The sequence below is a fragment of the Brevundimonas sp. AVps31 genome (assembly GCF_058681355.1).
Genome location: NZ_CM178736.1, coordinates 3,509,483 through 3,523,301, shown reverse-complemented (window position 1 = coordinate 3,523,301; position 13,819 = coordinate 3,509,483). Strand labels below are relative to the sequence as shown.

The 13,819-nt window shown below is 68.6% G+C and carries 11 protein-coding genes; 3 read left to right on the top strand and 8 right to left on the bottom strand.

Annotated features, from left to right (window positions below):
* Positions 1-25: 25 nt before the first annotated feature.
* Positions 26-1,477, top strand: a complete 1,452-nt coding sequence (locus ACW174_RS17330) for a glycoside hydrolase family 125 protein (protein ID WP_492015601.1) — start codon at positions 26-28, stop codon at positions 1,475-1,477.
* On the opposite strand, the gene ACW174_RS17325 is transcribed toward ACW174_RS17330, so the two are convergent.
* Genes ACW174_RS17325 through ACW174_RS17315 form a run of 3 tightly spaced genes read right to left on the bottom strand, consistent with a single transcriptional unit; the run spans position 1,474 to position 3,428 of the window.
* On the bottom strand, positions 1,474-1,752 hold the full coding sequence (locus tag ACW174_RS17325) for a type II toxin-antitoxin system RelE/ParE family toxin (RefSeq protein ID WP_492015600.1): 279 nt from the start codon (positions 1,750-1,752) through the stop codon (positions 1,474-1,476). The two genes, ACW174_RS17330 and ACW174_RS17325, sit on opposite strands and share 4 nt — an antisense overlap.
* A complete protein-coding gene (locus tag ACW174_RS17320) occupies positions 1,749-1,955 on the bottom strand; it encodes a TraY domain-containing protein (protein ID WP_492015599.1) in 207 nt (68 codons plus the stop codon). The genes ACW174_RS17325 and ACW174_RS17320 overlap by 4 nt, the downstream gene beginning before the upstream one ends.
* Positions 1,956-1,994: 39 nt before the next feature.
* A complete protein-coding gene (locus ACW174_RS17315; protein WP_492015598.1) occupies positions 1,995-3,428 on the bottom strand; it encodes a helix-turn-helix domain-containing protein in 1,434 nt (477 codons plus the stop codon).
* 154 nt (positions 3,429-3,582) lie between these two features.
* Between ACW174_RS17315 and aceA the strand changes: the two genes are divergently transcribed.
* Positions 3,583-4,863 carry an isocitrate lyase gene (aceA, locus tag ACW174_RS17310; RefSeq protein ID WP_492015597.1) on the top strand — a complete coding sequence of 427 codons (1,281 nt, stop codon included), beginning with the start codon at positions 3,583-3,585 and terminating at the stop codon, positions 4,861-4,863.
* 26 nt (positions 4,864-4,889) lie between these two features.
* Positions 4,890-5,099 carry a hypothetical protein gene (locus ACW174_RS17305; RefSeq protein ID WP_492015596.1) on the top strand — a complete coding sequence of 70 codons (210 nt, stop codon included), beginning with the start codon at positions 4,890-4,892 and terminating at the stop codon, positions 5,097-5,099.
* A gap of 28 nt (positions 5,100-5,127) precedes the next feature.
* Here the strand turns inward: ACW174_RS17305 and ACW174_RS17300 are convergent, their stop codons facing one another.
* The 5 genes from ACW174_RS17300 to ACW174_RS17280 all read right to left on the bottom strand — a co-directional run bounded on the left by ACW174_RS17300 (position 5,128) and on the right by ACW174_RS17280 (position 13,776).
* Positions 5,128-7,413, bottom strand: coding sequence for an ATP-binding protein (locus tag ACW174_RS17300; protein ID WP_492015595.1), 2,286 nt, complete (start codon positions 7,411-7,413; stop codon positions 5,128-5,130).
* 79 nt (positions 7,414-7,492) lie between these two features.
* Complete coding sequence (locus ACW174_RS17295; protein WP_492015594.1) at positions 7,493-8,110, bottom strand: M23 family metallopeptidase; 618 nt, start codon at positions 8,108-8,110, stop codon at positions 7,493-7,495.
* Positions 8,111-8,327: 217 nt separating this feature from the next.
* The gene (locus ACW174_RS17290; RefSeq protein ID WP_492015593.1) at positions 8,328-10,151 is read right to left on the bottom strand and encodes an autotransporter domain-containing protein; all 1,824 of its coding nucleotides are present in this window, start codon (positions 10,149-10,151) and stop codon (positions 8,328-8,330) included.
* Positions 10,152-10,240: 89 nt separating this feature from the next.
* A complete protein-coding gene (serA, locus tag ACW174_RS17285; protein ID WP_492015592.1) occupies positions 10,241-12,130 on the bottom strand; it encodes a phosphoglycerate dehydrogenase in 1,890 nt (629 codons plus the stop codon).
* Positions 12,131-12,369: 239 nt separating this feature from the next.
* Complete coding sequence (locus ACW174_RS17280; protein ID WP_492015591.1) at positions 12,370-13,776, bottom strand: SDR family oxidoreductase; 1,407 nt, start codon at positions 13,774-13,776, stop codon at positions 12,370-12,372.
* Positions 13,777-13,819 lie beyond the last annotated feature (43 nt).

Genomic DNA, 13,819 nt, shown 5'->3' with positions numbered 1-13,819 from the left:
CCTGCAGCCCTGTGAAGGAAACGCCGTGACCGCTTTTGACCGCCGCAGCCTGCTGATCGGGGCCGCCGTCGCCTCAACGACCGCGACCTCGGTCCGCGCTCAGGCGGCGGGCGAACCCCAAGCGACTAACCCGCTCGGCAATGGCCGCCCCGGTCCGGACAGTCGCCATTTTCGCTGCCGCGCCGTTGATCGCGCCGTCGAGGAGGTGCAGCGCCACCTCGGCCGTTCGGGAACGCGCGGCAAGCTGGGCGCGCTGTTCGGCAACTGCTTCCCCAACACCCTCGACACCACGGTGGAGCAGGAGACGCTGGACGGCGGCCCGGACACCTTCGTCATCACCGGGGACATTCCGGCCATGTGGCTGCGCGATTCCTCGGCGCAGGTCTGGCCCTATGTGGCGCTGGCGTCGGAAGACCCTGCGCTGAAGACCCTGCTGGCCGGCGTGATCCGGCGTCAGGCGCGGCAGATCCTCCTCGATCCCTATGCCAACGCCTTCAACAAGGGGCCGACGGGGTCGCCCTTCTCGACCGACGAGACTGAGATGAAGCCCGAAGTCTGGGAGCGGAAATACGAGCTGGATTCGCTCTGCTATCCGGTTCGTCTGGCGCATGGCTACTGGAAGGCCACCGGCGACGCCTCGCCCTTCGACGACGCCTGGCGCATGGCCTCGCGGCTCAGCGTCGAGACGATGCGGGTGCAACAGCGCAAGCGCGGCCCAGGCCCCTATCATCACAAGCGCACCACCAGCTGGAGCCCGGACATGGCGCCGGGGCAGGGCTGGGGCAATCCGATCCGGCCCGTCGGCCTGATCGCCAGCATGTACCGCCCGTCCGATGACGCGGCGATGTTCCTGTTCCTGGTCCCTTCCAACATGTTCGCGGTGGTCTCGCTGCGGCAACTGGCCGAGATGCATGAGGCCCTGTTCGCCGACCCGGTCTTCGCCGCCGACTGCCGCGCCCTGGCGGACGAGGTCGATGCGGCGTTGAAGGCTCACGCCCTCGTCCAGCATCCGACGGCGGGCCGGGTCTGGGCCTATGAGGTCGATGGTTATGGCGGGCGGGTCTTCATGGACGACGCCAATGCGCCCAACCTGATCTCCGCGCCCTATTTCGGCTACGGGACCGCCGAAGACGCGGACTACAGGCGCACGCGGTCCCTGATCTTTTCCGACGGCAATCCGTATTTCCATGCGGGCCGCGCGGCCTCTGGCGTCGGCAGTCCGCACACCCCGGGCCGCCGCATCTGGCCCATCGCCATCGTCATGCGCGCCCTGACCAGCCGCAACGACGAGGAAATCCTGACGGCCCTGCGCGTCCTCGCCGCCACCGATGCGGGGACCGGCTTCATGCATGAGGCCTTCGACGTCGACGATCCGGCGACGTTCAGCCGCCCATGGTTCGCCTGGGCCAACACCCTGTTCGGGGAGCTGGTGCTGACGCTGTACCGGGAGCGGCCGGAGCTTTTGCTGCGAGTCTAGCGGTCCTCGCGCATGTGGAGCACGCGTTCAATGTGCACCTCGACCCCGACGATCCGGTAGTCGGCGAGATAGCCAGATTGGCCAAATGGGATAACGAGGCGTCGTCCGTACCCGTGTTCCGCGCCGCGCTCGGGAAATGTCACGAGGCTGCGTAGGGCGGCTTCTATGGCGTCCACCGCAGCCAGAGCGGCACGCGGATTGTCGTTCACGAGGAAATCACCCAATCGGATCAGATCGCGTCTTGCCCGGCTCTGGACGATGACGCGGAAGGTCACCCGCGGGCGGCCAGCTTTGCCTCGACATGCCCGCGAAACTCGCTGAGAGCGTCTTCGAGGGGGAGGGGGGCGTCGAGCGACAGCGACGCCGACAGGCGATCCGCCGCGTACTCTTCGGGCGAGACGCCTGCTTCACGCGCGGCTTCTTCCAGACGGCGCACCGTTTCGGGATCGAGCTGAAGGATCAAAGCGCCGTCGGCCATGCGGTTACCCTATCACAGAAGCGGGGCGCTCGCGACGTCTCAGCCCGCCGTCTCCTGCACGAACGGCCAGGGGCTGACCGATTTGGACCAGTCGTCGACAGCCGGCGCGCGGTCCACCGGCGGTGCGGCGCGTTCGGCGCAGGGGTGGCGGTGGCACAGGCGACAGGCCGGGCCGATGGGCGTGACCTCGGGCGCCGCCAGGTCGAGGCCGCGGGCGTGGATCAGGCGGCGGGCATATTTCAGCTCGCACCCCAGGCCGATGGCCAGGTCGTGCCCCTCGGTGAAGGCGTCACGGCCCTGACGCTCGACGGTGCGGGAGAGGGTGAACCAGCGCTGGCCGTCGGGTGTCTCGATGATCTGGGTGACGACCCGCCCCGGCGTGCGGAAGGCGCTGTGCAGCCGCCAGCGCGGGCAGGCGCCGCCGAAGCGTGAGAAGGGGAAGGCCCCGGAGGCGAAGCGCTTGGAGATATTGCCCGCCTGATCGACCCGCATCAGGAAGAAGGGCACGCCGCGCGCCGTCGGGCGCGACAGGGTGGTCAGGCGGTGGGCGACCTGCTCGAAGCTGACGCCGAAACGGGCCTCCAGTCGCGCCATGTCGTAGCCGTTGGCCTCGGCCGCCGAATGGAAGGCCGCATAGGGCATCAGGATGGCGGCGGCCAAGGTGTTGGTCAGGGCCACCTTCAACACCCGCCGCGTGGCGTCATCGGGCATGTCGGCGGCGGTCGCCAGCGCGGTCAGCTCCGCATCATGTTCGGCCAGGGCCAGTTGGAAGGCGACCGCGAAGGCGCGGGAGGCGGGGCCGAGGGTTTCGGACAGATGCAGCCGCTTGCGATGCGGGTCATAGCGGCGCGTCCACTCGACCATCACATCGTCGGGCAGGGTGCGGACCGTCAGGCCGTGGCGCGCCAGCAGACGGGCGCGGGCGCGGGCTTCGAAGGTCTCGCCGGGACTCTCGGCCTCGAGCGCGGCGGCGAGAGCCTCGCCCATCGCATCCAGATCGGGGAAGTGGTTCTGCCGCGCCTGGACATAGTCGCGGACGCGGTCGGCGGGCGTCTCATCGCCCCCGCCCCCGGTGATGTCGGCCTCCGCGCGGTCGCGGGTGCGGCGGTCGCTGAAGGCGCGGTAAAGGCGCAGCACCGCGTCGGCGACGGCGGGCTGATCCTCGGCCAGCTGAACGATCTCGTGCCGGGGCACGGACAGACCGTTGAACACCGGATCGGCGAAGGCCTCGGACAGGGTGGCTTCGGAGGCCGGGCCTCCGGACTGGCCCAGCGCGCGAAGGTCCACGTCATAGGTCTCCGCCAGACGCAGCAGCAGCTGGGCGGACACGGGGCGCTGGTTGCGCTCGATATGGTTCAGATAGCTGGGAGACACGCCCAGATCGCCGGCCATGGCGGTCTGGGTCAGGCCCAGATCCCGGCGCAGCCGCTTGAGGCGGCCGCCCAGGAACAGCTTGCGGTCAGCGGTGTCCATCCCGCTACGATGTCACAAAATGACTTAAGAACAAGTGTCATGTTGTGACTCAATGACGCGATATGTCTGCCTCGCCGTGTGTCGTTTGTGACCGGCGCATGTTTCTCTGCCGTGACCCGCCGCGCATCGACGGCCCACTGGACAGAGACCCGCCATGACCACCTTCGCCGATCTGGTTCCTTCGCCCTCCGGCCGCTTCGACGGCATTGAACGTCCGTACACGCCGGAAGACGTGCTGCGCCTGCGCGGCTCGGTCCCGGTGACCCATACCCTGGCCGAGCGCGGCGCCAACCGCCTGTGGCAGTTGCTGCACGACGAGCCCTTCATCAACGCCCTGGGCGCCGTCACCGGCAACCAGGCGATGCAGATGGTCCGCGCGGGCCTGAAGGCCATCTATCTGTCGGGTTGGCAGGTCGCCGCCGACGCCAACACCGCCGGCGCCATGTATCCGGACCAGTCGCTGTACCCGGCCAACGCCGCGCCGGAACTGTGCCGCCGCATCAACCGCACCCTGCAGCGCGCCGACCAGATCGAGCATGCCGAGGGCGGGGCCAAGCGCGACTGGTTCGTGCCGATCGTCGCCGACGCCGAGGCCGGTTTCGGCGGGCCGCTGAACAGCTTCGAGATCATGAAGGCCTTCATCGAGGCCGGCGCCGCCGGCGTCCACTTCGAGGACCAGCTGGCCTCCGAGAAGAAGTGCGGCCACCTGGGCGGCAAGGTGCTGATCCCGACCCAGGCGCATGAGCGCAATCTGGTCGCCGCGCGTCTGGCCGCCGACGTCATGGGCACGCCGACCATTGCGGTCGCCCGCACGGACGCCGAGAGCGCCCAGTTGATCACCTCGGACATCGATGAGCGCGACCAGCCCTTCATCGACCGCGAGAACCGCACGCCCGAGGGCTTCTTCCGCCTGAAGGAGGGCACGGGTCTGGACCACTGCATCGCGCGGGGCCTCAGCTATGCGAAGATCGCCGACGTCCTGTGGTGGGAGACGTCGCACCCCGATCTGGATGACGCCAAACGGTTCGCCGAGGCGATCCAGAAGGAGCATCCGAACAAGTTGATGGCCTACAACTGCTCGCCGTCCTTCAACTGGAAGGCCAAGCTGGACGACGCCACCATCGCCAAGTTCCAGCGCGAGCTGGGGGCCATGGGGTACAAGTTCCAGTTCGTGACCCTGGCCGGCTTCCACAGCCTGAACAACGGCATGTTCGAACTGGCCGACGGCTACCGCGATCGCGGCATGGCGGCCTATTCGGAGCTGCAGCAGCGCGAGTTCGCCAACGAGGCCCGCGGCTACACCGCCACCCGCCACCAGCGCGAGGTCGGCACCGGCTATTTCGATCAGGTGGCCACGGTCATCTCGAACGGCCAGTCGTCGACCACGGCGCTGAAGGACTCCACCGAAACCGCCCAGTTCGTCGCGGCCGAATAAGGCCGCCAAACCTCAAGGAGAGACCCATGGAACCGCTGAACAACCCCACGGCCATCATCGACTTCTGCCTGGCGCCGCTGAATCTGGACAGCCAGACCGAGGCGGAGCGGGAGGTGCGGCGTCGTCTCGAGCATGTGCTCAAGACCTTCCGGGCCAAGAGCGTCCAGCCGGTCAGCGTGGACTTCTCGGAGATGCCTTCGCAGGTCATCAACGAAGCGGCTCACGGGTACGAATAGTCGAAGGCGAAGCGATCGCCGTCTGAATTCAGGCGGCGATCGCGGCGTCGGCGGCGCGGGGCAGGGAGATCACGAGCTCCAGCAACTCCCCCGCGTCGAAGGGCTTGGCCAGATGCCGGTCGGTCCCGGCGGCCTCGGCCGCGGCGATATGCTCGGGCAGGGCGTTGGCGGTCAGCATCACGATCGGCGTCCGCGGCAGGCCCATGGTCGCCTCATGCAGGCGGATCTCACGGGTGGCCGTCAGCCCGTCCATCACCGGCATCTGCATATCCATCAGGATCAGGTCGTAGTCGCCGTCGCGGACGGCGGTCAGGGCCTGTGCGCCGTCTTCCACCGAGGTCAGATCGATCTCGGCCTGGGCCAGGATCATCTCCACCACCTTGCGGTTCACCGGATGGTCGTCGGCCAGCAGGATTCGCAGGCGTCGATCATCTCCCGCGGCGAGCGCCGAGTGGGGCACCGAGGGCGCAGCCGGGGCTTCCGCCACGCGCATCGGAATCGTCAGCATGAACGACGAACCGCCGCCGGGCTCGCTCTCGCAATCCAGTTCGCCGCCCATCATCTCGGCCAGCTGGCGCGAGATGGACAGGCCCAGACCCGAGCCGCCGAACTTGCGGGTGATGCCGCCGTCGGCCTGTTCGAAGCGGCTGAACAGGCGGGCGCGGGTCTCGCTGTCGAAGCCGATACCGGTGTCTTCGATGGAGAAGCGCAGCGTCGGTTGCCCCTTGCGGGTCGGCCCGGGCGCGGCCGTCAGGCAGACGAACCCCTCGCCGGTGAACTTGACCGAGTTGGAGACCAGATTGGTCAGGATCTGCTTGAGGCGCACGACGTCGCCGGCGATCCAGCGATCCACTTCGGGCGCGATCTCGACGAAGAACTGCAACCCCTTCTCGCGGGCGGAGGCTTCATACAGCTGGGCGGCCTCGCGAACGGCGCGGCCCAGATCGAAGGCTTCCTCCGACAGCTCCAGACGGCCGGATTCAACGCGGGCCAGATCGAGGATGTCGCTCAGCAGCACCTGCAGGGTCTGGCTGGATGACTGGATCAGGTCCAGCATCTCGCGCTGCTGGGCCGACAGGTCGGTGTTGGCCAGCGCCTGCGCCACGCCGATGACGCCGTTCAGAGGCGTGCGGATCTCGTGGCTCATATTGGCCAGGAACTGGCTCTTGGCGCTGTTGGCCTGCTGGGCGGCGTCCCGGGCGTCGGCCAGGGCGCGGGCGTCGTCCTTGAGCTCGGTGATGTCGGTGCAGATGGTCACGGTGCCGCCGGCGACGGCGCGACGGTCCGAGACCCGCAGCCAGCGATCGCCCGCGATCTTCTGCTCCATCGTCGTCGACAGGGCCTTGCGCACCTTCAGGCGCTCCTCGACCCAGTCATTCTCGCGGCCGATGGCGTCGGCGTAGAGGCCTTCGTCAATGCCGATCTGGAGGATTTCCCGGAAGGTCATGCCCGACTTGAGGGCGGAGGCCAGTTCGGGGTTCACCTTGGCGTAGCGGTTGTTCCACAGCACCAGCCGGTCTTCGGCGTCGTAGAAGGCCAGGCCGTCGGGCATGGCTTCGATGGCCTGGCGCAGCTGGCCCAGCGCGTTGGCCCGCGACATCCACCACATCCAGGCGACCATGCCCGCGATGGCCGCAACGCTTACCGTCATGGCGGCCAGAACCAGACCCATGACGCCGCCCGACACGCTCCAGGCCGTATTGGCAGGGGCGAACCGGGGTTCGATGGACATGGCGCTCATGGCCGTAAAGTGCAGGATCACCACCGCGATCGCGCCGCACAGACCCGCGACCGAGCGCGCCCAGGTCCCGCGTCCCGGCAGGAAGGCGGCGCTTCCCGAGGCGAGGGCGACAGAGCCGGCCACGGCGACGGCGACGAGCTCGGCGCGCCAGACGATGAGACCCGGCAACTGCATCGCTGCGACGCCGAGGAAATGCATGGCGGCCACGCCGGCCATGGCGAGGGCCGCGGCCAGCGCCCGCTCAACCGGGCCATGGCGCGACAGGAAGACCAGACAGGCCAGACCGATGCTGGCGAAGGCCATGAAGAATGAACTGATGGTGGACCAGACGGCGTACCGCACCTCGGCGCCCGCGTCGTAGCCCTGCATGGCCATGAAGTGGGTCGAAAAGACCGCCAGGCCGCCGGTGAGAGCGGCCAGAATCGCCAGATTACGTCGCCGTGCGCCGGCAGCGCCGCGCGCGCGACCCAGCAGCTGGTAGACCGTGCCCACGCCGAAAACGCAGACCAGGCCCGCGGCGAGGGTCCAGCGCCAATCGTGCTGGAACGCGATGCAGTACAGGATCTGGTCCAAGGCGCCCCCTTTCGGCGGGAGCGACTATCGCGGAAAGGGGTGAAGAAAGCGTGGGCATATGTAAGCCAACCGACTCAAATCAGCCCTCGGCGACCACCATCGCGAATTCCCGACCCATGACCTTCACCGGGTTGACCTGACGGTCGCCGCGGCGGACCTCGAAATGCAGGTGAGGTCCGGTGGAGCGTCCGGTGGAGCCGACCAGGCCAATGCGCTGGCCCGAGCCCACCGCGTCGCCACTGGCCACGTCCACGCGGCTGAGGTGGCCGTAGAGGGTGCTCATGCCGTTCGGATGGCGAACCTCGATGAAGCGGCCATAGCCGCCGGCGTCGTAGCCCGTGCGCAAGACCTGCCCCTCGGCGGCGACCATGACGCCGGTGCCGGTCGGGGCGGCGATATCGACGCCTTCGTGACGTCGGGCGTTCTGGCCGGGCAGCCGCCGCATGCCGAAGGCGGAGTTCACCTGATAGCCGCGGATTGGCTCCTCGAACGCGATTACGCGGGTGATCGGGCCCGCCGGCGCGGCGACGGCGGAGACGGGCGGGGCCTCGGGCACAGCGAAGCCGTCAAGCGGGACCGGATCGTTGGCGGGAGCCAGCGGTGCGGCGGCCATGGCAAGGACGGCGACGGCGCCGAGCACGGCGGCCTGGCCGGAGTGGATGAGAAACGACCGGGCGGTCGGCAACAGGCGTCGCATGGGCGGCGTCGGCTCCGTCTTCGGCTCGGATGAGCGGGATGGGGGCGCAGCGGTGCGCCACATTCGCGGCGCGACCGGGCTCTGCGCCTCGGGAAGACGGGAGATAGGGGAGGGCCCGGGCGACTTTGGGGCAGCCGGGGGTGGCAGGTCGTCGCAGGCGGGCAACGAAAAGGGCGCGCGACCGTAGCCGCGCGCCCTTCGTGGCTGTCTGAAAGCCTTACTGCAGCGCGATGCTGTAGGTCAGGGCGCCGACGTGGCTGTCGGCGTTGTCCCCGAACCGGCCGCGATAGCCGAGGGTCAGCTTGCCCGGACCGACTTCGGCTTCGACGCCGGCCGAGGCCAGCAGCGATCCGCCGAACGGGTCCTCGATCTCGCGCTCGAGGATCTGGGCGGGGTTGCCGAGGATGCCGACGTGGACGCCATCGCTGCTGTCGGCGAAGGAGTCGCGATAGCCGCCCTCGACGAAGAAGCCGATGCCGTCGCCGCCGCCTTCGGCGCGCAGAGAGATTTCAGCCGCGGCGGACTGAACGGTGCGGTCCTGATAGTTGTACTGGGCCGCAAAGCCTTGTTCCGCATAGCCATTGACGTCGGTCGAGCCCCAGCTGACGGCGGCGCGGGGCGACAGGGCGATACCGCCCATGTCGAACCACAGGCCGCCCTGGATGCGGGCGCCGATGCTGCCGCCGTTGGTCTCGCCCGTGTGGACGATGGGCGCCAGGGAGGTCACGCGGGTGATGTCGTCATAGTTGTCGATCGACCCGCCGACGGCGGCCCCGAGGAACATATTGCCCGAGCGCCAGCCGCCCCAGGCGTCAAAGGCATAGGTCTCGACGTCGAAATTCATCGGACCGGCCTCGACCTCGGCGGTGCGGAACGTGCCGGCGATGCCGAAACGGAGCGACTCGGAGGCGACGTGGTCGAGGGCGAGGCGGCCGCCCCAGCCGGTGGCCTTGGCTTCAGCGACCACGCCACGGGCATCGGTTTCGACGCTGTCGGCGACGGCGCCGAAGGTCATGTGGGTGCCCGCTTCCCACGGTCCGCGACCGGCGAAGGTCTCGGTCGAGAGGTCCAGCAGGTCCTCACGCTGGCGGAAGGCCGTCTCGGCCTGCACCGCCGACTGGGCGCCGATATCGCCGTAGTACAGGTAGTCCACCGCCAGCCGCGCGATCAGACGGTGGCCTGCGGCTGTCGGGTGAACGCCGTCCCAGTACAGGTAGGTGTCCGGCGTGGCGCAGACCGTGGCGCCCACGAGGCAGCTGTTGGTCGCGTTGGTCAGGCCGAAGCGGCCCGGGTTGGCGGCCAGCGGGTCGCTGATCTTGTAGAGGTCCATCAGGATGATGTTGGTGTTCGGCTGGTTGGCCGCGGTGGTCATCAGACGGCTGAGCAGGGCGCTGTTGAAGGTGCTGCCGGCATAGTCCGCCAGCCCCGCGCCGCTCGGGCCGGTGGCCGAGAACTGCGGCGTGATGCCGAGGCGGGGCAGGTTGGTGACCAGCACGGTGCCGGCGCCCGCCGTGGCGATGCTGTTGACCATCAGGTTGATGTCGGTGGCCGCCGCGTTGGCGACGCCCTGCATGGTGGACTGGGCCGTGGCCGGGCTGGCCGCGGCGCCGGGGAAGGCCTGGAAGATGTTGTTGGCGCCCCCGAGGACGCTGACCAGATCATTGCGGCCGAAGGTGCCGCCCGCGCCGGTATAGGCCAGCAGCTGGGCGCGCATGCCCGGAGGGCTGGCCGACAGGTCGGTGCGGGCCCCGCCGAAGGCGTAGTTGACGCTGCCGGTTACGGGCGCGCCGGCGGTGAAGCGACCGGCGTTGAAGCCCAGCAGCTCCGTGAACACCGGCCCGTTGGAAAAGCGGCCCTGATAATAGGGCGGCGACAGGGGATTGGTCCCGCCGGTGACGGCGTAGAGGTTGCCGTTGTCGCTGAGGCTGTCGCCGAAGACGACGAGGCGGTTGTAGGTCTGGGCGCTGGCCGTCGAGGCGACAGCGCCCACGGCGGCAACCGCCAACGCGGCGCAAGCCGCGTTACGCAGAAAACGAGACATTGATTTCCTCCCTCGGCCGTCAAAGCGCGACCGTTAACCGCACTCTGCGCCCGTTTGGCGGGTATGCAAGATGCCGCGAGGTAAGCTTTCTAATACAACATCCGGAAGCGAAGCGTCCCGGCCACACCCCGCAGGGTCTGCACCGCGTCCGGATCATAGTCGCGGTCCACGTCGGTGATGACATAGCCGGTGCGTTCGTCCGTCTTCAGATGTTGTCCGAGGATGTTCAGACCCGCCTCGGCCACCGTGCGGTTCAGCTCGGCGAGGACGCCGGGCTGGTTGCGGTGGATGTGCAGGATGCGGTGCGCGCCGGACACCTCGGCCAGCTGCACATTCGGCAGGTTGACGCAGAAGGTGGTGTCGCCCCGGTTCAGATAGGCCAGCAGGCGTTCGGCCGCGAACTCGCCGATGGCTTCCTGGGCCTCCTCGGTCGAGCCGCCGATGTGAGGCGTCAGGATGACGTTCTTCAGGCCGCGCAGCGGGCTGTCGAAGGGGTCGGCATTGGTGGCGGGCTCTTCAGGGAAGACATCCACCGCCGCGCCGCCGATGCGGCCCGAACCCAGGGCCTGGGCCATGGCGCCGATGTCGACGATATGGCCGCGGGACAGGTTCAGCAGCAGGGCGCCGTCCTTCATCTTCGCGAACTGGGCCGCGCCCATGACGTTGGCGTTGTCGGCGCGCCCGTCCACGTGAAGGCTGACCACGTCGCTTTCGGCCAGCAGGGCGTCGAGAGACGGCATCCGCCGCGCATTGCCCAGGGCCAGCCGTTCGGTCAGGTCGTGGAAGATGACCCGCATGCCCAGCCCCTCGGCCAGCACGGACAGTTGGCTGCCGATGGCGCCGTAACCGACGATGCCCAGGGTCTTGCCGCGCAGTTCGCGGGAGCCGGTCGCGGACTTGTTCCATTCGCCCCGGTGCATGGCGGCCGACTTGTCGGGCACGTCGCGCATCAGGTTGATCATCACGCCGACGGCCAGCTCCACCACCGAGCGGGTGTTGGAGTAGGGGGCGTTGAACACCGCGACCCCGTGATCCGAGGCGGCGGCCAGGTCGATCTGGTTGGTGCCGATGCAGAAGGCGGCGACGGCCATCAGCCGGTCAGCGGCGGCCAGAACCCGCTCGCTGACTTGGGTCTTGGAGCGGATGCCGAGGACGTGGACGCCCTTGATGCGGGCGATCAATTCGTCCTCGCCCAGCGCGCCCTTGACCGTCTCGACGGTGTAGCCGGCGTCCTCCAGCCGTTCGACGGCGGCGGGGTGGATGTTCTCCAGCAGAAGGATGCGCATACGGCTGCGCGGGTAGGACCAGCGCCCGGTCAGGCCCTCGGCATGGAGCAGTTCGTCCATTGAAGCGACCTCCGCATCGGCGACGGCGACGACGGTCGGGCGGCGGACGATCTCGGTATAGGCGTAGAAGCGGTCGGCGGCCCCGGCCTGTCTGACCTCTGCATCGGTCCAGCCGTCGCCGACCATGACCACGGGCGAGGGCAGGTTCAGAGCCTTGATGACCTGGGGCTTTCCGCCCGCGTGCGACAGGGGATTGGCGTCGTCGACACCGGTGACGCGGCCGTCGGCGTCGTAGATCAGGTCGTTGCACAGCACCCGCTCGGGCGCGATGCCCAGACGCTCGGCGACCGGGGCGATGATCTCGCGGAAGCCGCCGGACAGGATCAGGATGTTGGCGGCGTTGGCGCGGAAGAAGGCCAGGTTCTTGCGGACCGACGGCGCGCCCTCGTCGAGGATGCGATCAGCGAGCGCGCGGACGTGGTCGCGGGTCAGGGGCAGGAGGGCGAGGCGGAGGCGAAGGGCCTCGCCGAACGGCAGGTCGCCCGCCATGGCCTGTTCGGTCAGGGCGGCGATCTGCGCGCGGACGGTCGCGGCGTCGGACGCGCCTTCCAGCGCGATATCGGCCAGGACCTCGAGCGTCTCCACGCGCACGAGGGTCGAATCGAAGTCGAAAACATAGGTCGCGTCAGCCATGGCGGGACCTTGGCCCACCTTCGCAGTTGCAGCAACGGACGCGGGGGCACGCACGCGAAAAACAGGGTGCAATGGGTGCAATGGGTGCAATCCGTGCAGCCGGGTGAGGCGCCGCAGAGGATCGAAAACACACCGTCTTATTCCGCTTGTTCGTCGCCGCGCGTGAAAACGCCGGCCGCTCCGTAAGGAACGACCGGCGCTTTTGTATCAGGCGTGTGCGTCAGAAACGGACGTGCGTATCAGAACTTGCCGATGTTCCGCAGGCGGCTGTCGGGGCGACGGGCGTCCAGGGCGGCGGCGCCGATGGCGGCGGCGATGGTGGCCAGGGCGATCAGGCCGGCGCCTTCCTTTGCGTGGGTCCTGGCGTAGTCGCCGGCGTCCTCGGCATAGTGACGGACCTTGCGGCCGTGCTTCTTCAGCGCCTTGCGCGACGACTTCTGCGTCTGGTTCCACCAGCGGCCGCCGCGGTCGCGGGCGTCGTCGGTGAGGTCGTGGGCGCGCTCGCCCGCCTCGCTGAGGCTGTGGCGGACCGTTTCGGCGATGTCCTCGAACCGGCCGCGCAGGCCGTCCGTGTCGACCCAGCCGCGCGGGTTCAGGCGGCCGCGCAGATTCTCGTAGCGGGTCGGTCCGGTGCGCTGGTTCAGCAGAAGGGTGGCGAGGCCGACCCCGGCCAGAACCGCCACGACGCCGGCGGTGATGCCGGGATGTTTGCGGACTTCGGCGAGGGCGGAGAACTGGCGAACCATGGGATAGTGAACCTCTTCATCGAGGCCGTCTTCGGTCGGGTCATAGAGCCCGTCGTCGTACGGCGCATAGGCGGAACCCCTGTCCCGCATCAGGGAAGGAGCGAACCGGGCGAGAAGAGGTTCCGCGACACCGGGCAGGGCGTTGTAGAGGCTGGCGATCAGACGGCCGCCCCCGCCGACGGTGATCTCGCGGATCGGATGGCTGGCGCAGTGCAGGATGGTGTCGGCCGCGATGCGGGTCGCATAGACCGGCTGGGGATTGTGCACCGCATAGCCGGTCAGGTTGCGGGCATGCTTGCTGTAGGGCGTGTCCAGGGCGGCGGGTTTGACCAGGGTCAGGCTGATGGGCGACTGGTCGCGGATCAGCTCCATCCGAAGGGCGTTGGTGAAGCCCTTCACCGCATGCTTGGACGCGGAATAGACGCCCTGCACGGGCATGGGCGCGTCGGACAGAATGGACCCGACATTGATGATGGCCCCGCCCCAGGGCCGTTCGCGCAGGCGTTCGGCGGCCAGCAGCGAGCCGTTGACCACGCCCCAGTAGTTGGTTTCGAACAGCCGACGCTGGTCCTCCAGCGTCGTCTCGCGGATCGGGCCGAAGATCGAGACGCCCGCGTTGTTGATCCAGGTGTCGAAGCCCCCGAACAGCCGGCGGCATTTGTCGGCGGCTTCGGCCAGGGCCCCGGCGTCGGCCACGTCGGCGGCGGCCCAGGCGATGCGGGCGCCGGTGGCCTGAAGCTCCTCGCACAGGGCCTGAAGATCCTTTTCGCCCCGCGCGATCAGGAAGACGCAGGCGCCGGCCCTGGCCGCCCGCCGCGCCACCGCCAGACCGATTCCCGAGGTCGCGCCCGTAATGACGATCGTCTGCTTGTTCAGGGGCTTGAGATGCGCTCTGGACATGAAATCACCGGTGTCTGTTCGGGGATGACTATAGCCCCGGACG

Coding starts and splice junctions, on each gene's coding strand:
- ACW174_RS17320 (WP_492015599.1), bottom strand. CDS start 1,955: ATGGCCGACGGCGCTTTGATCCTTCAGCTCGATCCCGAAACGGTGCGC.
- ACW174_RS17315 (WP_492015598.1), bottom strand. CDS start 3,428: ATGGACACCGCTGACCGCAAGCTGTTCCTGGGCGGCCGCCTCAAGCGG.
- aceA (WP_492015597.1), top strand. CDS start 3,583: ATGACCACCTTCGCCGATCTGGTTCCTTCGCCCTCCGGCCGCTTCGAC.
- ACW174_RS17305 (WP_492015596.1), top strand. CDS start 4,890: ATGGAACCGCTGAACAACCCCACGGCCATCATCGACTTCTGCCTGGCG.
- ACW174_RS17295 (WP_492015594.1), bottom strand. CDS start 8,110: ATGCGACGCCTGTTGCCGACCGCCCGGTCGTTTCTCATCCACTCCGGC.
- ACW174_RS17290 (WP_492015593.1), bottom strand. CDS start 10,151: ATGTCTCGTTTTCTGCGTAACGCGGCTTGCGCCGCGTTGGCGGTTGCC.
- serA (WP_492015592.1), bottom strand. CDS start 12,130: ATGGCTGACGCGACCTATGTTTTCGACTTCGATTCGACCCTCGTGCGC.
- ACW174_RS17280 (WP_492015591.1), bottom strand. CDS start 13,776: ATGTCCAGAGCGCATCTCAAGCCCCTGAACAAGCAGACGATCGTCATT.